At 41.1% G+C, this 20,933-nt stretch carries 19 protein-coding genes; 14 read left to right on the forward strand and 5 right to left on the reverse strand.

Translation table 11 applies throughout. The features are described from left to right. The first annotated feature begins 338 nt into the window (after positions 1-338). The 5 genes from QVA83_RS15675 to QVA83_RS15695 are packed head-to-tail and all read left to right on the forward strand — an operon-like array spanning position 339 to position 5,835. Positions 339-1,544 (forward strand): outer membrane beta-barrel protein, encoded by a 1,206-nt coding sequence (locus QVA83_RS15675; protein WP_156078212.1) that lies wholly within the window; start codon positions 339-341, stop codon positions 1,542-1,544. Between the two features lie 11 nt (positions 1,545-1,555). Then, positions 1,556-2,089: a polysaccharide biosynthesis/export family protein gene (locus tag QVA83_RS15680; RefSeq protein ID WP_287498670.1), complete on the forward strand. Its 534-nt coding sequence runs from the start codon at positions 1,556-1,558 to the stop codon at positions 2,087-2,089. A 24-nt stretch (positions 2,090-2,113) separates the two neighbouring features. After that, positions 2,114-4,330, forward strand: coding sequence for a GumC family protein (locus QVA83_RS15685; protein WP_156078214.1), 2,217 nt, complete (start codon positions 2,114-2,116; stop codon positions 4,328-4,330). A 9-nt stretch (positions 4,331-4,339) separates the two neighbouring features. Then, the gene (locus QVA83_RS15690) at positions 4,340-5,071 is read left to right on the forward strand and encodes a tyrosine-protein phosphatase (RefSeq protein WP_044583741.1); all 732 of its coding nucleotides are present in this window, start codon (positions 4,340-4,342) and stop codon (positions 5,069-5,071) included. Then, positions 5,071-5,835, forward strand: a complete 765-nt coding sequence (locus QVA83_RS15695; protein ID WP_156078215.1) for a VpsP family polysaccharide biosynthesis protein — start codon at positions 5,071-5,073, stop codon at positions 5,833-5,835. Before QVA83_RS15690 ends, QVA83_RS15695 begins: the two co-directional genes overlap by 1 nt. Before the next feature lie 12 nt (positions 5,836-5,847). Here the strand turns inward: QVA83_RS15695 and QVA83_RS15700 are convergent, their stop codons facing one another. The 5 genes from QVA83_RS15700 to QVA83_RS15720 all read right to left on the reverse strand — a co-directional run bounded on the left by QVA83_RS15700 (position 5,848) and on the right by QVA83_RS15720 (position 11,120). Beyond that, the gene (locus QVA83_RS15700; protein ID WP_156078216.1) at positions 5,848-6,258 is read right to left on the reverse strand and encodes a 3-phosphoshikimate 1-carboxyvinyltransferase; all 411 of its coding nucleotides are present in this window, start codon (positions 6,256-6,258) and stop codon (positions 5,848-5,850) included. A gap of 50 nt (positions 6,259-6,308) precedes the next feature. Next, positions 6,309-7,718, reverse strand: coding sequence for an O-antigen ligase family protein (locus QVA83_RS15705; RefSeq protein WP_156078217.1), 1,410 nt, complete (start codon positions 7,716-7,718; stop codon positions 6,309-6,311). Positions 7,719-7,765: 47 nt separating this feature from the next. Further along, the gene (locus QVA83_RS15710) at positions 7,766-8,335 is read right to left on the reverse strand and encodes a hypothetical protein (protein WP_014949109.1); all 570 of its coding nucleotides are present in this window, start codon (positions 8,333-8,335) and stop codon (positions 7,766-7,768) included. 119 nt (positions 8,336-8,454) lie between these two features. Then, on the reverse strand, positions 8,455-10,392 hold the full coding sequence (locus tag QVA83_RS15715; protein ID WP_156078218.1) for a bifunctional diguanylate cyclase/phosphodiesterase: 1,938 nt from the start codon (positions 10,390-10,392) through the stop codon (positions 8,455-8,457). Next, positions 10,392-11,120: a transglutaminase-like cysteine peptidase gene (locus tag QVA83_RS15720; protein ID WP_061485590.1), complete on the reverse strand. Its 729-nt coding sequence runs from the start codon at positions 11,118-11,120 to the stop codon at positions 10,392-10,394. The genes QVA83_RS15715 and QVA83_RS15720 overlap by 1 nt, the downstream gene beginning before the upstream one ends. Before the next feature lie 333 nt (positions 11,121-11,453). Between QVA83_RS15720 and QVA83_RS15725 the strand changes: the two genes are divergently transcribed. From QVA83_RS15725 to QVA83_RS15765, 9 genes are read left to right on the forward strand one after another with little or no spacing between them, the layout of a single operon-like run. Further along, entirely contained in the window at positions 11,454-12,593 is a 1,140-nt protein-coding gene (locus tag QVA83_RS15725; RefSeq protein WP_156078219.1) for a glycosyltransferase, read from the forward strand. Between the two features lie 2 nt (positions 12,594-12,595). Beyond that, entirely contained in the window at positions 12,596-13,915 is a 1,320-nt protein-coding gene (locus QVA83_RS15730) for an O-antigen ligase family protein (protein ID WP_156078220.1), read from the forward strand. Beyond that, positions 13,905-14,474, forward strand: a complete 570-nt coding sequence (locus QVA83_RS15735; RefSeq protein ID WP_039230052.1) for a serine O-acetyltransferase — start codon at positions 13,905-13,907, stop codon at positions 14,472-14,474. Before QVA83_RS15730 ends, QVA83_RS15735 begins: the two co-directional genes overlap by 11 nt. Further along, the gene (locus tag QVA83_RS15740) at positions 14,471-15,595 is read left to right on the forward strand and encodes a glycosyltransferase family 4 protein (protein WP_156078221.1); all 1,125 of its coding nucleotides are present in this window, start codon (positions 14,471-14,473) and stop codon (positions 15,593-15,595) included. Before QVA83_RS15735 ends, QVA83_RS15740 begins: the two co-directional genes overlap by 4 nt. Next, positions 15,592-16,479 (forward strand): sulfotransferase family protein, encoded by an 888-nt coding sequence (locus tag QVA83_RS15745; RefSeq protein ID WP_156078222.1) that lies wholly within the window; start codon positions 15,592-15,594, stop codon positions 16,477-16,479. Before QVA83_RS15740 ends, QVA83_RS15745 begins: the two co-directional genes overlap by 4 nt. A gap of 2 nt (positions 16,480-16,481) precedes the next feature. After that, a complete protein-coding gene (locus QVA83_RS15750; protein WP_156078223.1) occupies positions 16,482-17,342 on the forward strand; it encodes a glycosyltransferase family 2 protein in 861 nt (286 codons plus the stop codon). A gap of 48 nt (positions 17,343-17,390) precedes the next feature. Next, positions 17,391-18,272 (forward strand): glycosyltransferase family 2 protein, encoded by an 882-nt coding sequence (locus tag QVA83_RS15755; protein ID WP_156078224.1) that lies wholly within the window; start codon positions 17,391-17,393, stop codon positions 18,270-18,272. A 13-nt stretch (positions 18,273-18,285) separates the two neighbouring features. Next, a complete protein-coding gene (locus QVA83_RS15760; protein WP_039230037.1) occupies positions 18,286-19,710 on the forward strand; it encodes an oligosaccharide flippase family protein in 1,425 nt (474 codons plus the stop codon). Beyond that, on the forward strand, positions 19,711-20,931 hold the full coding sequence (locus tag QVA83_RS15765; RefSeq protein ID WP_156078225.1) for a glycosyltransferase: 1,221 nt from the start codon (positions 19,711-19,713) through the stop codon (positions 20,929-20,931). The last annotated feature ends 2 nt before the right edge of the window (positions 20,932-20,933 follow it).

Here is a 20,933-nt window from a genome sequence, read left to right on the forward strand (position 1 = left end):
TTTGCAGCCTTGGACATATAGATGCAACAATACCTAGGTATAAGTTGCAGTACTTTGTTAACTGACTGTTGAGTCAAACAATACAGAGCAAATTGACTTTCGCTTCAATGTGTTCGCTAGTAATGTTCAGAGCCTAATACAGCAAAAGCGGCACGCCTATTGCTCGACATTGATTATCCATGAACTATTAAGGCATTCACCTTGTTTAGTTTGTAAGAATTACACATATTCCGGCTGTTTCGCGGTTTATAGCGTTTACGTAAGGATGTATTTGAAAGCGCTATATCGAAATAATGCACCGTTTTAATACACCCAAGCCATCGTAGGAAGGAAATAACATGTTAAAAAGGACCAAAAGCATAATAGCTCTGTCGGTAATTTGCGCCACACCGACTCTATTTGCCCAAGAGGCTGGTCGAATTCAAGCTGGGCAATTTGATTTGATCCCTTCATTTACGTCTTCGATGGCGTATGTTGACAACGTGGCGAATGCACGAGATAACCAAAGTAAAATATACAGCTGGCGTACCACTTTATCCCCTGAACTTATTGCCGCTACACAAGTCAACGGCAACCCCGTTCAGATTGGTTATAGACTGGAGCGTGGTGTATATTTTTCCAGTAGCAATGATGATTATACCGACCATTTTGTAGAAGCTTCGGGTGACTTTGAATTGAATAGTCGTCATCGTGTGAGTGCGCTCGCTCAATATGAAGATGGTCATGAAGATCGCGGAACCGGCTTCTCAATTGGTACTGGGTTGGATATTTCAACACCAGATACTTATAAAAGCTCGAACCTTTCTGCTGAATACACGTATGGTGCCGTGACTTCTGATGGTCTTATTACATTAAAAACACGTCGACAATCACTAGACTATGACAGATCTGAAGACGCCTATTTGATCCGCGATAGGGTAAAAACCATGGTTGGCGGTGAGTTTGGCTACCAAATTGGAGCTGCAACTAGTGCTGTTATTGATATTACGCAAACCTACGTTAGATATGATGAGCAGTTAGACTTTGTCACTCGCGACAGTGATGAGACACGCGTTTTAGTTGGTGTTGTTTGGGAAAGCACTGCTGCGACAACAGGTTTTGCAAAAGTAGGTTATAAAGAGAAAGAGTTTGAGGATCAATCACGAGGGACATTCTACGGCACAGATTGGGAGGTTGGAATAGATTGGCAACCAGTGAGCTATTCTACGTTTAGAATCTCGACAAGTGCAGATACCTTCGAAACGAATGGTGAAGGCGATTTCATCCGTGGACAAAACTATAGTGTTCGCTGGAATCATGATTGGCTTGAGCGTTTAAGTACCTCGTTTAGTGTCACTCAACAAGATGACGAATATGTATTTAACGAAATTGATATCGATAATAGAGACGACGAACTCATGAATTACTCCGCATCTTTGAGTTATCAAGCTCGCAGATGGTTAAAATTCAGCACTTATTATCAGTATACAGATCGCGATAGTAACCGAGAGACCATTGGCTATGATAAGAGCGTAATTGGGGTGACTGCTGAGGTAACACTGTGAAACGAAAGGTAATTAGTTTAGCTTCGATACTATTCATATTCCTTTACTCAGCGTTCTCCATCGCTCAGGAAGGAAACTTGAGCATGAGTCAGTATCAACTTGGCTCTGGGGACAGAGTCAAAATCAGTGTTTTTGGCCAAGATGATCTTTCGATGGAAGTACGTCTACCTGACGTAGGTACAATTAATTATCCATTCTTAGGGGAAATTAAATTGGTAGGCTTAACTGCCGATGAAGTCGAAAAGAAAATTTATGCTGGCTTGCTAGGGGATTATTTGGTTAACCCTTCTGTCTCAGTAGCTATCGTTGAATACAGGCCCTTCTTTATTGATGGTGAAGTGAAAAGGCCGGGCGGCTATCCATATCAACCAGGCCTTTCTGTTAATAAAGCGGCTGCATTAGCCGGCGGTTACACAGAGCGAGCGGCCCGCGACAAAATTACCATTATTCGTGAAAAGGACGGCAGAACAAACGAATTCACCGTAACCGTGAGCGATATGATTCAGCCTGGTGATATTATCACCATCAATCAGCGTTTCTTCTAAATTACGTAGCGTGCAGGAAATAAAATGGCAGTAAATGGCAGGGAAGAGTTCAATGCTGGTGTGTTTGAAAATGAGACCATCGACATTGCTCATTATTTGGGAATTATTAAGCGTTACGCATTTCGAATTGTATCATTAGCAATTGCATTTACGATCTTAGTTGCATTGTTAGTCATGCGTATGACGCCCATGTTCACTTCTACTACAACTATTTTGGTAGAGGCAGAAAAGGCGAATGTTGTTTCAATAGAAGAAGTATATGGTCTTGACACAAAGCGCAAGGACTACATGCAAACGCAATTTGAAATATTGCAATCCCGTCAAATTGCAGAACGCACGGTTGAAAGCTTATCGCTTTATAATAACGAAGAGTTTATGCCAGTTGATGAGGGCGCCAGTTTATTTGATGAACTCAAAGCTAGGGTAGTCGAAGCTTTACCGTTTCTTCCACAGGAAGAGCCTAAAGATTTAACTGAAGAGCAAATTTTAGCGGCTAAAAAGCGCAAAGCCACTTCACTCTTAATGAGCGCACTTACCGTTGAAATGGTCGATAATACGCAAGTAATGAGAATAACCATTACTACTGAATCACCTACACTTTCAGCGGAACTGGCTAACGCAGTCGCAGACGTCTACATTGAAAACTATCTGCAGGCTAAGCTTGATATGACTGCGAAAGCAACGTCTTTTCTTACAGATAGCTTAGAAGGCCTCAAGCAAAAGCTTACTGTGGCTGAACGTAATCTTGCTAAGTTTTACGAACAAAATCAAGTCGTTAATATAGATGGTGTGGTGGGCTTAGCGGCCGATGAATTAGAGCAGCTGAGCAAGCAGTTACTCGATGCGCAAACCGCACTTAAGCTCAATGCTGTTATTTATAGACAAACGCGCAACGATGTTTCGTTAGAAGACATAGCGCGTCTTCCTGAAGTACTGAATCACCCAACCATCAGAGATGTTCGACGTGACGAAGCAAAGGCGATGACGCGCGTGAGCGAACTGAGTAAAGTTTATGGCCCTAAACACCCTAGAATGATTGCTGCGAATGCAGAGCTTTCTTCTATCCGGGAAACACTGAGTAGTCAGATTAGAGATTTGATAACGAGTATTACAACGCAATACGAAGTGTCGGAAGACCGCGTTGTACAGCTAGAGCAAGAAGTCGCGCAAGCGAAAGCTGAGTTCCGTTCACTGTCAGCGTTAGACAACCAGCGGCGAGCTCTGCAACGTGAAGTTGATATTAATCAGCAGCTTTACAACTCTTTCTTTACTCGTTTGAAGGAAACTGATGAGCTGGGCGGCTTTGAGTCAGCAAATGCGCGAGTACTCGACGCGGCGTTACCCAAATATACGCCTTCCGAGCCCAACAAAAAGCTGTTAATAGGTGCTGCTTTTGTCTTTAGTATGGGCTTTGGCGTTTTCTTGGCCATTGCCATGGAGACCCTCAACAGCGGTATTCGTTCGGTTGAAGATGTTGAGCGTAAACTTGGACAGCGTATGTTAGGTCTTATCCCATGGCTTCCACACAAGAAGAAGACTGACTTACCAATTCGTTCTTTCTTTGATGGTAAAAAGCATCAATTTGCAGAGTCGGTTCGTACCCTGCGGACTAGCTTATCATTATTGAATTTAGATAAAGAGCAGCAAGCCATAATGGTTACATCGAGCGTGCCTAAAGAAGGTAAAACTACCGTTTCGATTAATTTAGCGTTTGCCTTGGGGCAGCTGGATAAGACCATACTGATTGATGCCGACTTACGTCGTCCTAGCGTTGGCAAGCAATTTGGCATTCCAAATTACCAGCCCGGTGTTGCGAACTTAATCTTAAAATCACATACTTTTGATGAATGCTTAGTGCAGGATGAAGAATCTAAGATAGATATATTATCCGCAGGAACTATCCCATCAAATCCACAAGAATTGCTAGCTGACAAAGGCTTCGGCGAACTTATCGCCCAGCTCAAGACCCAGTACAAATACGTTGTTGTTGATACTGCACCAACTCAAGCTGTTAGTGACTCTATGGTTATTGCAAACTCATGTGATTCTGTAATCTACGTAGTTCGTGCAGACAGTACCAGTGAGAAGTTAATAAATAATGGTTTGTCTCGATTCCTTCAAGTTGGTCATCGTCTTGATGGGGTAGTGCTAAATCAAGTAGACTTACGTAAATCTGGTGCAGCACAAAGGTATGCTGGATTCTACGACCAATACGGTTATACGAGTCATAAAGACAGCTAACAGTAATTATTGATAGATATACATAGCCATATATTGCCTGGCATCGACGACGGTGCCAGGTCTTTAGATATCGCCTTAGAAATGGCACAGCAAGCTGTTGACTGTGGCGTAAGTCACATGGTTTGCACGCCACATATCCACAAAGGCTACTTCGACAATTCCCATAGTACAATAAAGCCTGTATTTGACGAGTTTGTGAAAGCTGTCAAAACAGCGGCGATTCCCCTAACACTCTCTTATGCAGCTGAAGTGAGGGTGAATGAGCTTATTCCCGTTTGGTTCAAACAAGGGGAGCTACCATTCATCGGTGAATTAAGCGATAAAAAAATACTTCTGCTTGAAATGCCTCATAGCCATGTTCCCCAGGGGCTTGAGACCCTAGTTAAATGGTTATTAAGAAATAACGTTCAACCTCTTATAGCGCATCCAGAACGAAATCGGGAGTTGTTAGCAGAGCCAACTAAATTTAGCTGGCTTCAGCGACAAGGGTGTTTGTTTCAAGTTACCGCTGGCGCTTTGACAGGGCGATTTGGAGACAACGTAGCACAATTTGCAATAAGTTTAATGCAGCGAAAAGCATTTCATGTCGTTGCCTCTGATACCCATGATTTAGTACGACGGCCTAATGACATGAGAGATGCGTTTGACGTTGTCGCCGCCTTCGATAGGGTCTTCGCTCAAGACGTTTTCATTAACAAGCCTGGTGAAATAATAGGTAAAGCACTTAGGCACGGTGTTTAATGAAGGCGTTTAATCTCGCTAGCCACTACAACCAACAAACTTTTAGTACTTCGCTCAAATGGATCGTAGCGCTTATGGCGTTATGGAGTTTAGTGTGGAGTGTGCAGCTTTTTATTGCGGGTAATGCGTACTATAGCGTAAAGAATAACATTGATATGTGGCAGCAAAGGCCTGAGCGTGCGACTACAGAGAAGATAGAGCAAGCTCTAAATAAAATAGAAACAGCGCTTAGTTATTTCCCGAAAAACGCACTCTACTATCAAGTACAAGGGCAATTATATGAATGGAAAGCATATAGTGTGGGTGACGCCGGCGTGTCGAGCGACACTCAAACAGCAGCTTTTGATTCGAAGAGAAATTTATACCAAGCCTTTACCGCCTACGAAAAGAGTCTAGAGCTAAGACCGAATTGGAGCGGCAGTTGGATAGGGCTAGCGTCAGTTAAGTGGAAACAGAGAGAATTAGATAGTGCATTCTATGATTATGTAACGCGTGCCGTTGATGTGGGAGCACAAGATGCCATAGTGCACAAATTTATCGTAGAATATGGCTTAGACATGTTTGCCGCACGCTCAGTGCATTACGTAAAAGTGAAAGATCTATTAAAGCGCCATTTAGATTTAGGAATTCAAAATCCACTTAGCAGAAACTTTGTTTTAGAAGCTATCCAAAAGCATAGCGCAGAGGAAGTAGTGTGTCGTTGGTTGAATACTTCGAGTTACCCTGTCAAAAAGCGTATACCTAATTGCGTGACATACGACTAAAAACGACCGAAATTAACTTTTTCCTTTCAACCAGTCCCAAAGCCCCAGTGAAAATCCTTCGAAAAGGTTTATTCCTAACCAACTTTTGAAAATATAAAGAAGTACCAAACCAAGTATTAACGATACGCAGAAAAAAAGCGCAACAGCTGCTGCCATAGCAATTCTGCCAATTCTACTTTCAGTTCTGGATAAATCTCGTTTATCTGTTCCAGCTAACAGTACGAAATAATAGCGGCTGCGTAGGAGGCTAATGGTGCCCCGAACATCCACTTTATGATTACCCCAACGTCTTCCCGCAAGCGCAGTATTTAAATGAGATAATTGTTCATCAGAGAATGAGTCAGCTACTTTTTTCGGCATACGCTCAAGCATGTGTTGAACGTTAGGCTCTTCTCTAACGGGGCGTTTAATTTTTAAAACCACACTGCGTCCTTTTACGATAAAACGATCGAGAAAAAATTGAGTTAAGCAGTTTATCTATGTGATTGCCTTCCCATAGAAATATCTCTGCTTAGCGCTCCTAATGCTAGAAGAACAATAAATATAGCCGTATTTGCTGGTGCTTGTAGAGGGAAATCCACACTGCTGTGCAAAGCCATGCCGATAGTTGCCATAATACTTGCAAAAGCGGTGCCCCTGGGTAAAGGGTGGCGTCTATTTCGAACCGCGCTAAGTGCATTTTTAGTACACAGCAGCACTAGCAGAGCAAGAACAAAGGCACCTACGACACCAAACTCAATGCTAAATTGAAGATATTCGTTGTGTGCGTGATCGTAAAAGTGCTGAATACTTTCACTCTGAAATTGAGGGTAAACGGTGTAAAAAGTTCCACCTCCGGTACCTATTAGTCCGTATTCACCTAATAGGGGGAGTGCGTCTGTTATTACTTCATCTCTACTTTCTTGTGCGAAGTTCGTTTGCTCTAAGCGCTGTTGCACTTGCTTGAGGCCAAAAAGACTACTGACTAACAAAATATCGATAATCAACATGCTGATAAACAAAGTGATATAGCTTTTTTGACGGGGCTTAAAGTAAATCAAGCCGAGCGTGGCTGTAATTGTCATGGCTATAAAAAAAGCGCTATTACCCATTCGAGAACGGGACATGACTAACGCAATCACCATTATAATTATGCCTATTCTAAATAGTACTTTGTTACTTAGCCAAAACTTCACCAGCCTTCGCAGCCTTTCTCTTTTACTGGTGGTGTTGTCTTGATGCAAACTCGCTATCAAATACCCGATTGCGGCACTCAAACAGAGCATTAGAAAATTTGCGTAATGATTCTTGTAAATATAGCTGCCAGTCGCGATGTGCGAAACCGGCTGTTTGAACACCAGGCTGTACTTAATACCTGAAAGTACTTCTAGTGCGCCGTAGATAGCTTGAAATATGCCAGCTGCGCTAATGACTATAAGGGTGTAGCGTAAACGCTTAGCTGAATTGACAAGGGTTAATGCGATGAAAAATAGAAAGCAATAGGCAAGAGACTTGAAGAAAGTTACGTCGCTCTGACCTACATCAAAACTCAAAGATAGCCACTTTGAAGTGACGTTCTCTTGGTTACCCCATTGCTCACTTAAGAGGTAGCTTACACGCTCAGGTCTTATTGCCTCGACCAGCGCAAAGGGTAGAGGAACAATATTGATAAGCTGCCAAGCAAGAAAAATAACCCAAAGAATAATGAATGTTCGATATTTTGTGTAGAGTTGATGAAGTAGAGAAGTGTTTAGCAGAACCAAGGTGCCGCCAATTGAAAACAGCGACATTTGCATCAGCGCCCACGCCCACGGGCGGTTTGCGCCCAACGACAGAGGAAGCCAGAACAAAGTGAATAAAAGAAAACCGAAAAGAAACTTTTCGGTTTTCAGAACATTAACCATAAACAACTACAACAAAAATAGTTAAAGTTTAAGCAGTTACGTTTTGGTTAGTTGGCAGAAATTGTTGTATCACCACCACCTGCACCAGCTGCCCCAGTACCGACACCAAGCGGAGAAAACGTATTGCCCGTTCCACCTGCTGCAGTAGCTGTTAATGTGCTTGGATCTACACCAGCATTAATAACTGCTAGCAGTGCATCGTCTTCACTAATTACCTGCATTTGAAGAGCGATATTGTAGATCTCGCTTGCACTCTCAGGAAACATTAAAACAGTAATCGTTATGATTTGAGATGCTTGATCTGGAAATTGTGTAAATCCAGCGATGGCTAATTCGAACCCTGTGGCATTTTCGTTAAGTAAACTTACTACAGATTCAAATGAATCTTGGTTGTCAGATAAATACGCAGTGCCTGCAGCATCGAAGTAAAGACCTTCATTGATTACAGTCTGACTAACTTGATTTGCGGCGTCTTGTATATTCGCTCCGTTATCAAGTTCATTAACAAGTAACGTTCTTACTTGAGTGCCCGGTGCGCTATTTTCTTGCGCTGAAGAAACAGGCGTTAGCACAACCAGTGCAATCAAAAGTAGAGATAAAATAACGTTGCTACGCATAGCTTATCCTTTTAAATAAAACGTCGGGTCAGCGTCTTGCTAACACCATTAGTGATCATTGTATAACAAATAAGCGTGCTAGGTCTTCACTTTGTTATACGACTTTTCGGCTAAGTAACTTAATTTTGCCAAAGCGTAGGCTTTGCGAAATAAAAACCTTGCTGATAAGCAACGTCGAGTTGAGTTAATGCCACTGACTCTGCTTCATTCTCAACAAGCTCAGCAATTACGTTGATATTTAATCCTCGAGCTATGCTCAACAAGCTACTTACAAACAACTGATTATCTTTATCTGTGTGAATATCTTTCGTAAGCTTGCCGGAAATTTTTACAAAATGAGGCTGAATAGCCCTCAATCCTGCAAGTGATGCAAGATTTTCTCCAAAGTGCTCAATTGTTACGCGGCAGCCTAATGTCATTAGAGTCTTGCAAAAAGATATGGTGTCATCTTTATGGTGAATGAGTGCTGAGTCTTCGAATTCGAACACCAACTTAGTGCAAAGTGTCGTGTTTTGGTTCAATTGTGCAACTAGCCAGGTTCTGAAATGGGAATTAGCTAGAGATGCATTTGCAATATTAATGGCCACATCACATTTTGCCTGAGAAAGCTTTTTAAAAACGAGGGTTGCTACCAACTTATCGACCTCTGGAATAAGGTTCAATCGTTCTGAAGCGGGGATTAACTGAGACATTGGTATAACACTACCGCTTTCTTTGTCTTTGAAGCGTGCGAAAGCCTCAAAATATGAGGGAGTGTTTTCTGCAATACTCATGACGGGTTGTATCAGCATGTCAGCGTACTGTTGCTCCAATATCACATTAAGCCTCTCTCTCCATGCAGTATTACTGTGTATATGAGAGAGTTCTGAAGCAAATTGCCATCCATTAGCTTGTTTAGTTGCAGCCATAAGCGCGCTGTCAGCATTTTCCATAATTTCGGAAAAAGACTGCTTATCGCTAAATTGCGCCACGCCCATCCACACCGAGCGAATTCCGTCTTTGAGAGGATTGCAATGTACGAGAGTTTCACTTAAATCTTCGATTTTATTTGAACATTCTCTCTTTGATATGGCTTCAGTGACTAGTGCAAAGTCGGCGCCTGATAGCCTGAATAAGTGTGTAGTCTCAGCCGACTCTTTGGAGAACTGCTTAAGAATGTTGGCAACTGAAGTAACGTAATTGTCGCCCTCTTGGGCTCCGAGAGAAGTATTGATAGCGTTGAGGTGCGCTAGTCGTATTATAACTAAATAACCTTCATCTGAATGGGCTGTCGAACTTAATAAAGCGTTCATGTGACGAGTGAAGGCACTTCTGTTTTGAACGCCCGTAAGGCTGTCTTCGTACGCTTGCGCCTTGAAGTGTTCTGCTTTTTGGGAAAGTTCTTTAAATATCCCTTCTACAGATGAAGACAGCTTATTCACCGCTTGGGTAATAAATGTAAGCTCTTGGGTAAATGGCTTATAGTTTATTTGAGAAAACTTTTGGTTTTGAATGTCATTAATCTTATGAACCACGATTCTAAGCGGTTTTGTAATAGCAGTAATTATGAAAAGCAACGCGATGTAGGCTACAACGAACGCGGCAAAAAACATAAAGGCACTTTGTTTGACACTTTCATAAAGCGTTTCATTTGCAAGCCCTGGGTGGCTTTGGACTGTTAGCTCTCCGGCTAAGGTCCAGCCATCGTTTAATTCAGTTCGTTGAACGGGTGGTGTGACTTCTACTAAATTAGTGAACCACGCAGGCACAGAATCTTGAGTATTTGGGTTTTTACGCTCAATCAGTAAATTACCTTCCATGTCAGAGACCGTAATATACTGATAGAAACCCCTGTCAAAAATGGCATTTACCATAGTCTCCGCAACGATTATTCCGTTGGGTTCGCCAATGTAAGGCGTGATGGAAAGGCCTAAAGACGTTGCTGTATCTTGAGCGTGAGTCGCTAGTTGCTCGTTAACATATTCTCGAGTTAGCTTTACATTTATAATGAAAGAGCCAGCAAATACTAAAACTAAAAAAATGGCTAAGCTCGTACTTAATTGGGTAGATAGTCTCATTATTTTTCTTTATCTCCGTACATTACGCGGTCTAGTCGCTCTACCATGTCGTCCCACATTTTCATTGGGCCACTACCTCTCAACTTGCGGCCTGTTCCCATCGCTTTCGCAGCCCACAATCCATTACCATTAAAACTGTAAATAGGGGATAAGTCTCTGCGCTTACTCGCCGGTAAAATTCGCCGATTAATATTGTCTAAAACTAAAGGTACTGAGGTAGGCGTTTCATAATAAGCTAGCACCATGTGAGGTTGACGTAATTCTAATGCCGTTACATACATAAGCCTTAATTGACTTTCTGGTACACCTAGCTCAATGAGTGAGAAATATTTCGCAATGGTGTAGTCTTCGCAGTCGCCTGCGCCAGTGGCAATAAACTCTATTGGGGTGGCCCAGTAGTCCTTTTCGTTCCAGTGAACAAGATCGTCAACAAAATCGAAACGGTTAAAGAAGCGGTTGATAGAATAGAGTTTTTCATCAATCGCCTCTTGTTGTAATTCATCGATCAGTTGTCGCCAATCAGCAACATCTTCGGCAGCGTTACTGCCATATACGTCATTAATCCGCTTATAAACCTGCTCTGTAAAGACCGTTTTTTGTTGAGCAATACCGGACGCGACGACAAATACGCAAGACATCATAATAACGCCAGCGCGAAAAGCAGTAATTAAACTGCGGAGTTTGACTGGGTTCTGTGTTCGCGTGACGTAGCGTTCTTTTTGGTGCAAGCCGTGGATACTTTATGCAATAGATTAAGGCGAATGTAAAAAATGTTTCACTACAACGTTGTACGCTGTCTCACCTGTGATTGCGTTATGATGGCAAACTTGGTGATAACTTGAAAGGTTTTTGCTTAACTGAATTATCTTTTACTCAAAAGTGATCATAATTGGCATAATTCGTGTTTATTATAAGCTAGGTAAATCGTGCAGCGCCCTCGAAAGCTTCGATAAGCACTTGCCATCAATTAGCATTGAAGGGCGGAAACCATGTACGAATATCAATAACACCTGATATCATTAGAACTGCTTGTAGTTTTATTACAACGAAAAGGAACTTTCATGAAGTACTCAGCGCGTCCAGCGGTGTTTATCATAAATTCACTTGAAGGCGGCGGCGCTGAACGAGTTATGGTTAAACTATTAACCATAATGGAATCTTATTTCGAAGAAAAAACGATTCCCGTCCATCTTATTCTTTTGGATGACCTCCCTGAATCTCATCAATGCCCGGCGTTCGTTGATAAAACTGTACTGGACTCTCAGGGGAGCCTAGTCGAGGGTTATCGACAGCTAAAGCCTGTTTTGGAAAAGATCGCTCCTGAGTATGTATTCAGTTTCTTAACGCGAAGCAATTTTCTAAACGTCGCGCTTTCTAAGCGTTTAGGGTTCAAATCAATTATTAGTGAAAGGGTTAATACTACCAGCCATCTGTCTGGTGGCTTAAAGGATAAGGTAAGCCGGTTACTTGTTAGATTGCTATATAATAAAGCCGATAGCGTAGTGGCTGTTTCTGAAGGTGTAAAAGCCGATTTAATCCAAAATTATGCAGTGCCGAAAGACAAAGTAGCTGTGTTATATAACCCCTACGATATTGAGCAATTGAAGGAACAGGCCGCGGAGAGTGTATTAGACCTCCCTGTTAAACCTTACATCATTGGTGTAGGGCGATTAGTAAAGAACAAGAATTTTTCACTTTTAATCAACGCTTACGCTAAAGCAAATATCTCAGAAAACCTTGTTATTCTGGGAGTAGGTGATGAAGAGCTTAAACTGAAAAACCTCGCAATAGAGCAAGGGGTAGGTGACAAAGTTCATTTCTTGGGGTTTAAATCTAACCCATACCCTTATGTAAGCAGCGCCGAATTTTTTGTTAGCACATCAAATGCAGAGGGTTTTCCCAATGCCATCGTTGAAGCAATGTGCTTAGGGAAAGCCGTAGTCGCTACTAACTGTGAATCAGGTCCCGCTGAAATTCTTGCTGAGAAATATCCTTATCACGTGTCTGGTGCTAGCGAAGAGAAAAACGGTATTCTATGTGAACTCAATAACGTTCAGGGTGTTTGCGGCGCTTTAAAACTGCTCGAAAACGACAGCGTTCGCACTTCCTATGCAGCCAAGAGTAGAAGCTGTGCACAGCAATTCTCTTACCAAGCCTTCCAAGAGAAGGTGGTTGCAATAATAGATAAGGTTTGTAAATAAGCATGTTCGAAGGGTTAAAAGTTGTCGTTGGCCTGATCAGTTTCATTCTGGTGTATCGTACTGTCACTGGCAATTGTAATAAATACCTAGCGTTTGCGATTTGCGCAATATGGCTGCGATTCTTTTTGTCAGCGTTTCATACTATTACTTATCCACCTTTGATCGCGGGCTTTTCCATCAATGCGCTTGGGAGTATTAGTGTCGCTTGCCTAGGCTTGTTAGTGATTCCGACTCCAGTTTTTACACTTAAGAAATTCTTTCCTTTCTTTTTGTTTTTCGTGTGTATCGCTATAAGTGGATTCGTGAATATGAAAATCCCAGGCACTATTAATGTACTTGTGAAATGGTGTTATTTTTTAGTGCTCGCAAGTGCTTTAATTCTATCCGTAAGGGTGCAGGGGCAAAATGCAACCTTCAAGAAGCTTCTCGTCGCCTTTACTATGCCTGTGGCCTTACAGATTCTCTCTGTTGTGTTAGGTCAAGCGAAAGCTACGGAAGCAGATGGTTCGGCGAGTTACATCGGTGGATACAACCATGAGGCCGCTTTCTCAATGATTATCGTCAGCTTCATATTTGTGGTGGGCCTGATAGAAAGAGGTACACTGTCGTTTAGAACGTCTTTGTTTACCCTTTCTGTTTTCTTGCTTGTATTAGTTAACTACAGAACTTCGATTCTCACTATTCTCCCGATTGCAGCTGTGTTTTACTTTACGCTAGTAGAGCAACGGTTAAAGCCTTCGCAGAAAGCTCCTGTGATGATGATAGTTGCGATGGTATTGCTTTCTTCCTTTCTTGCTTTGTCTTTTACTATGAAAGAAAGGTTTGCTGACATCGGCCTCTTACTCAGCAATTTAGACCTCATGCTGAAAGCTCCCATTTATTTCTCAGACGCTGAGCGCGATATCATGTCTGCAAGGGTTTACATTTGGAGCCAATATTTAGACGCCTTTAGGAATGCTGATTTACTTAACCAGTTGTTAGGTTTTGGTCCAGATTCTTGGAAAGGTCGATTTAATTTATATGCTCACAATACATTTGTTTCATACATTTATGAATATGGTGTCTTAGGAGTAGGGAGTTTTGTATTTGTATGTATAAGCGTATTACTCAACGCTTTAACACTCAAAGACAGAAAGTTGTCTAAAATTCTTGCGCTATCTTTTGTCGGTTTCTTAGCAATGAACATGGCTACAATGCCATTGTGGAATATCGAGGGACTGATTTTCTTTGCCATATTAAATGCCGTGCTAATTGGCCATAAAAAAAGTAGTAAGAGCAGGCAAGTTTCTACGGACAATCGGGAATTACTCAATGCGAATTGAAAGCAAATCTGATTACAAAATGTATCTCAGTGCAGACTTAGATGCATTGAATATCAAGCCTTCACTTAAAAACAAGTTGACTCACGATATATGGTCTTTTCAAAAGTCCTTGAGAAAGCTGGAATACTATTTGAACTGTAAACATGGTCTGTTAAGTCGAGTGTATACAGTTCTGCTGAGGCTTCGTGTTCGGAAAAAAGGAAGAAAGTTGGGGTTCTCTATACCTCCGAATGCATTTGGTCCTGGTCTCTCAATTGCACATGCGGGAACAATAGTTGTCAATGCAAATGCGCGAATCGGGCGAAACTGTCGTATCCATGTTTGTGTGAATATTGGTGCAGACATTAGAGATGGAAATAAGGCTCCGAATATAGGTGATGATTGCTACATTGGCCCGGGTGCAAAAATTTATGGCGATATTGTTTTGGGCGACAATATAGGTATTGGCGCTAATGCCGTTGTAAACAAAAGCTTCTCGGGTAATGTAACTATTGCAGGTATGCCTGCAAAGGTTATTAGTGAAAATGGACCCAAAAGCTATAGGGATCACAAGAAATGAAAATTGCAGTAGTTGGATTGAGGGGCATCCCTAACATCATGGGCGGGATAGAGTCTCATTGTCAGCAAATCTATCCTAGGATCGCGAAAGAGGATGTTCAAATAACCGTAATTGGCAGAAGCCCATATTTAGAAAGCAGACGCAGTGAATATGAAGGTATATCTGTCATCGGACTGTGGGCTATTCAAAATAAGTTTTTAGAAACGTTTCTGCATACCTTTGTTGCCATTATTTATGCAGCGATTTTTATACGTCCAAATGTTCTTCATATTCATGCTGTTGGACCCGCACTATTTACACCCCTTGCGCGTCTTTTAGGCTTGAAGGTAGTGGTAACTCACCACGGTGCAGACTACGACCGTCAGAAATGGAACGCGATTGCCAAATTCATCCTAAAGTCGGGTGAGAAAATGGCTTGCTTGTTTGCAAATAAGGTCATTGTTGTGGGGCGCTCATTAACCAGTACGCTTAAAATGAAATACCCCAAACAAAAAGACCGTATTACGTTTATTCCCAATGGAACACTTGCGGCTTTTGGGCAAGGATGTACTGAAAGAGACTTGCCTAAAGACTTAGCGATTACTTCTGGAAACTATATTTTAGCCGTCGCAAGGCTAGTACCTGAAAAAGGGCTACACGATTTAGTTGATGCCTACAATAAGTCTGAAACTACCCACAAACTCGTTATTGTGGGTGATGCAGATCACAATGACGACTATTCGAGAAAGATAAAGTCCAAAGCCAGTGAGAAAGTGATTATAGCGGGTAGACGCGGTGGCAGTGAGCTACAGAGTTTGTACAAATTTGCAAGAGTATTTGTTCTTCCCAGCTATCATGAAGGGCATCCGATTGTCGCTTTGGAAGCGATAAGCGCGGGTACACAGGTGCTTTTATCTGATATTCAACCCAATTTGGACATTGCACTTCAGGTTGATTGCTATTTTAGAGTAGGTGATGTCAATTCGCTAACCACCAAGTTGAATGAGTTAGACAATTTAAATCTCGAAATCGATCAATCAGCGTTTTTGGCGAGGTACGATTGGGATGCAATTGCAGTCAATACGTTACGACAATATATGAAAGCGACAGGCCGTCTGCAGGCAGCAGGTGGCACCCAATGAGGGCAAAGGAAAAATTGAATATTGTTTATATATTGTCTGAAAAATCATCTGGTTCTAGCTTTCTGTTTCGTAGTTTAGCCGATGCTTTAAATATAAAGGACTACCCTGAGACTCAGCATTTTGAATCGGAGACACTTTACTGGACGAAAGCTGCGTCAATTTTAGAAATGCCACAGCTAAAAATGTTGGCTAGTTCGGTACCTTACAGCAAGGAAAGAGCACATTCTGATCTAATTAAGTTTCTAGAAAGAAACTTGGGCTCTCTACCACCCTACACCAATGACAAAGAGCTAATTTTTAGAGGATGGTATGAAATCATTCAAAAATTTGGCCCAGTATTTATAGAAAAGTCACCGCATCACCTAATGCAGCAAAGTGTGCTGCAATTGATGAAAGAATTTGAGCACGAGTATGCTGAATTACTCAACTGTCACTATGTTTGTATCGTTCGAAATCCAAAAGATGTTTTCCTATCTCAATTCAGACGCTGGAACGTGGCACTAGACACACTTGAGAATCAGTGGCTGGTTAACTACATGAATTGGTTTAACTTTTCTAAAGAACAGGTTGAACGTTGTAGACTTATAAAATATGAAGACCTTGTTTCTGATCAAGCTGAGATCGTTAAAGCAATTTGTGAAGATTTGGGAGTCGAATCCAAATTTGTGCAAAAAGAAAAATCGAGAAAAAGTAAAGCATCAAAACAATCTTCATTTTTCGGGCACACATTCTCTGATTCCATTTTTCAATTAGCGAGCATGCTGGGCTATTCAAAACATGAGATAGAAGGGCAAGCAAATCTCAAATGGACGGCATACCACCTTTATACTCGCTACATTTATTCGCCAGCGAAGCGAATATACAACAATATAAGAGGGATCTAATAATGGACTTCAGTGTTGTTATAACCACATACAACAGACCTGATTACTTAGAGCAGTCGCTAAAAAGCGTATTAGCCCAACATGTACAACCCAAAGAAATCATCGTGATAGACGACAATTCAACGGCGAGTTATACCGATGTATTGTCAAAATTTGATGACGTTAGAATTAAGTATTTAAAACAGCCGGTTTCAGGTGGGGCAAATGTAGCGAGAAATAGAGGTGTAAAAGAATCAAGTGGGGATGTTGTTGCTTTTCTTGATGATGATGACGTTTGGTTACCGGTTTACTTGGATCACCATCAAGAGAAGTATCTTGATGGTGCAGATGCTGTGGTGTCAGGTTTTAGACACCTAGGTCACGAATCTAAAATTAGAGTAAATTCAGACACAGTAGTGTCTAAAACCTCACTCATTCGAGGTAATCACTATTGTGGTATGAGCGGCTTTAGCGCAAAACGTGATTTGCTGGTCGATATGCCATTTGATGAGTCGCTCAATAATGGACAAGACTGGGACATGTATGTTCGTTTATTTGAGCGTGGTGTGTCTTTCATCAATATCAACATTCCCATATTCCTATATCGCTTTCAAAACGAGGATGGCATTGGGGCGAAAGTTCGCAAAATGAAACCAAGTGATATCGAGAAGCGTCTAGGATCAGCGAGGAAGCATAGACAATTTCTAGGTGAATATTGGTTCAAAAAACGAATTTGTGAGCAGGTACTATTTTCTCTTAAACACAAAAAGACAAAATTGGCGTGGATTAAAAAGGCTATCGAAATTGCAGGAGTAAGAGCGACATTCATGTTCTTCCTCAATGCAGTAAAAAGAAAGTTATCAAGTAAGTCCTCAGTGATTTAAAGAAGCCTTCTTATAAAGGTAATTTAGTTCAAGGAAATATGAATTATTATGTGTGCAGCCTTAACAGTCTCAGTAATCATTCCGGTTTGGAACGACAGTCGACGAATATTGAAATGCATTGATGCATTAAAAAAACAAACGATTCCTGCTGACCAATTTGAGGTAATAGTCGTGGACAACGGGTCATTTGACAATACGTTTGAGGTTATTTCGGGAATTGAGGGTATCACTGCAGTTCAAGAAACTCGCACGGGTTCTTATGCAGCTAGAAACAAAGGTTTGAGTATTGCAAAAGGGGAGTTTGTCGCATTTACTGATTCTGATTGTGTTCCTGAGCCTTCTTGGTTAGAGAAACTAATTGAGAGCGCGCGCTCCAATCCAGGTTTTGGTGTTATTGCTGGAGATATGAGCTTTTTCATTGATGAAGAACAAAAAGCAGAGCGCTATGCTTTGGATTACGAGTCTTTCTTTTCGATGAAACAAGAACAATATGCAAAAGAAGGGGCGTGTATCACTGCCAATTGGTTATCCGCAAAGCAGGTTTTGGAACAACATGGTTGTTTCGATGCAAATTTAAAGTCGGGCGGTGATCATGAAATGTCTAAACGCTTATCTCGAAATGGTTTTCCTGTTGTATTTTGCAAAGAGGCAATAGTAAATCATCCGGCTAGAAGTTTTGATGAAATATTGAAGAAGCGCCGACGAGTCATTGGCGGTGCCTGGGATAAAAATTCGTCAAAATTAAAACCTATTTCAATGTATTGGCGAGCGTCTAAGCTCTTCATCAGACGTATTTTGACTACATTATTTGGAACTAAAGCCACTATTCAGAAAAAATTCTCTGTTATGAAAGTTGTCATTGCAATTTTTGTTGTCTCACTTGCAGAAATTACCCGTTTGATGGTGGGTAGTACAAGCTCAAGAAGTTAATTAGGAATATTCAGTGAGTAGATTGGTAAAGGCTACTTCATGGACGACACTTGCAACTGTCGTCAACCTTGGGCTGACAATGCTTCAACTAGCAATTCTAGTACGCGTTTTGTCACCAAGTATTTTTGGGCAGTTTGCAGTTGTAAACCTCATTTTAGAAATTTTTGTCGCGTTTGCGTTAGGTGGCATCTCAAACTTTCTAATATATAAAAAGAATGCAGACCAAGAAACCTCCAACGCAATCTACTATTTAGCGTTGATCATTGGTGTCGTTTGCAGCGCATTACTTTTTTTTCTCGCCCCAATTCTAGCCAATCTTCTAGGTTACGATGCCATAGTGCAGGAACTTAAATTAGCAACGTTGTTGCTAGTCGTTTCATCTCTATCTTCGCAATATCAAGCGTTAGGAATGAAAAACTTTAAGCATCAACAGGTAGCACAAATCGATATAGTAGCGAAAATAGGCTCGTTTGCATTTGCAATAAGCTTTACGCATCTAGAGCTGCTTTGCCTTGTAGGTGCAGTGGTGATTTACCAGCTTCTTAGGTTAATTGGCTTTATGCTGTGCTTAGGAAAATATGTAAATCTTTCCACCAGAGTAAATACATCGATATACAAAGAAGCATTTAATTATGGCATTTTTGATTTTGGTTCTCAGGCACTCAACATCCTGAGGAGACAACTCGATGTTATTATTCTTGCAGTTACATTGCCAAGCAACGAAATGGGTATTTACCATGTTATAAAGCAGCTAGCCAGTCGGCCTGCTCAAGCGTTTCAGCCCATAATCGGAAAAGTAGCACTACCTGCTTTTGCAGAAGTCAAAGACGATCAGTCGCGCTTTGAACGAGTTTACAAAGATTTTTTTATTTTGCAGCTGTTTGTTTTGGCGTGCATCTACATGCCCGTCATAATAACTTCTGATTTGGTCACAACCTTATTTTTTGGTGAATCTTATGCCAAGCATAGTTGGATACTATCTCTTCTTGCAACATTCTGGTTTGTTCGTGTAGCCAGCTCGAACTTAGTTGGCCCTTTAGTACAAGCGACTGGTCATACTAAACGAAACTTCTTTTGGAATGTGGCCGTTTTACTGCCCAATGCCCTAGTAATTTACTTATCTTCTCAATTTGGTGTACTTGCACTAGTGTCGGCTATGGCTTTGTTTCAGTTAACTTTATTTCCTATAGTTAATTACTATTTCATCCAATATATCACCAAAGTGGATTTCAGTTTTTCTCTTAAAAATGTGTTTATTGTCGTGTTGTTTTTTGTATTGCCTCTTTGTGCATTGAAATATTTAGTGTTCCCTTTCTTGCCCAACATCTTTTTGTTGAAAGAGGTTGCTGTAGCTTTGTTCACACTCGCTTTGGCTACACTATTGTTGTTTTTCTTTAAAGAGTTAAAAGGCTCTCTCAAAAGAGTAAAAGGATTTTAAATGTCAGTTTCTAAAAAGGTTTACTTTTTCGTACGAACATTCCCTGTATTATCACAAACGTTCGTACTAAATCAGGTAAAAGACCTCAAAAGTAGAGGTATGGATGTACATGTGTTAGCTGTTAACCCAATCAATGATGATTCGTCTGTTTTGACTTCAATCTTTGGTTCAGAGGCTAAAAACAAAGTCACGTCGATTTTACCAAAGCCGCATTCGAGAAAGTCATGGCTTTTAATGATATTAGGCGTTTTTTACTGTGTAATGGCTAAACCAAGGTGGGAAGTGCTTGGATTGGCAATAAGGTTGGTTAAAAAGAAAAATTTCTTTCTTGCAAAAGATTTGTTGTGTTTAGCGTGGTTCTTGAGAAAAAGAAATATTGAGATGGATAATTGCATAGCACACTTTGGTAGTAATGGAGTGGTGCTTGATTATCTTCGTAACGCTAATCTTATTGACTGTGAAAACTTATTCACAGTTTTTCACGGATATGAAATAAGTCGATATGACCAACTAAATATTTGGGGTGAAGAGTACGGTAAGCTTGGAGGTACACTGTTGCCTATAAGCAGACACTGGGAAGAGTCGTTGATTGCTTTTGGTGCTCAAAAAGAAAATATTAAGGTCATTCATATGGGCGTGGATGTTGATAAGTTTTCTTTTATAGACAAAAGCATAAAACCTCCATTGCAAGTTCTCTCTGTTGCCAGGGCTACAGAAAAGAAAGGGTTGAAATATGCTATACAAGCTGTTCTTGAAGCGGATATACAGTGTCAATTTACTTTAATTGGAGACGGGAAGCTTTTACCAAATTTGCGAAAAATAGTAGATGAGCATGAAAATAAAGACCGAATTACGTTTCTCGGGGCTTGTTCTCCTGAACGTGTGGCTCAGGAGTTGAAACAAACCGATTTATTCTTACTTCCATCTGTTCGAGATGCCTCAGGTGATAAAGAAGGGATACCTGTTTCGCTTATGGAAGCAATGGCCAGTGGAGTTATTGTATTGTCTACGTTTCACAGTGGTATACCTGAGCTCATTGAAGACGGTAAAACTGGCTTTTTGGTACCAGAACGTGATGCAAATGCGATTAAAAGTAGAATGCAAGATATCGTAGCTCACAACTCACTCTCTTCCATTCGAGTTGCAGCTCGCGCAAAAGTCGAAACTGAATTTAATGCATCGACGTTGAGCAATCAACTACTCTCGATATTAACAAATTAAAA

Origin of the sequence: Alteromonas sp. AO-Serp (assembly GCF_017849675.1) — a bacterium.
Classification (GTDB): domain Bacteria; phylum Pseudomonadota; class Gammaproteobacteria; order Enterobacterales; family Alteromonadaceae; genus Alteromonas; species Alteromonas macleodii.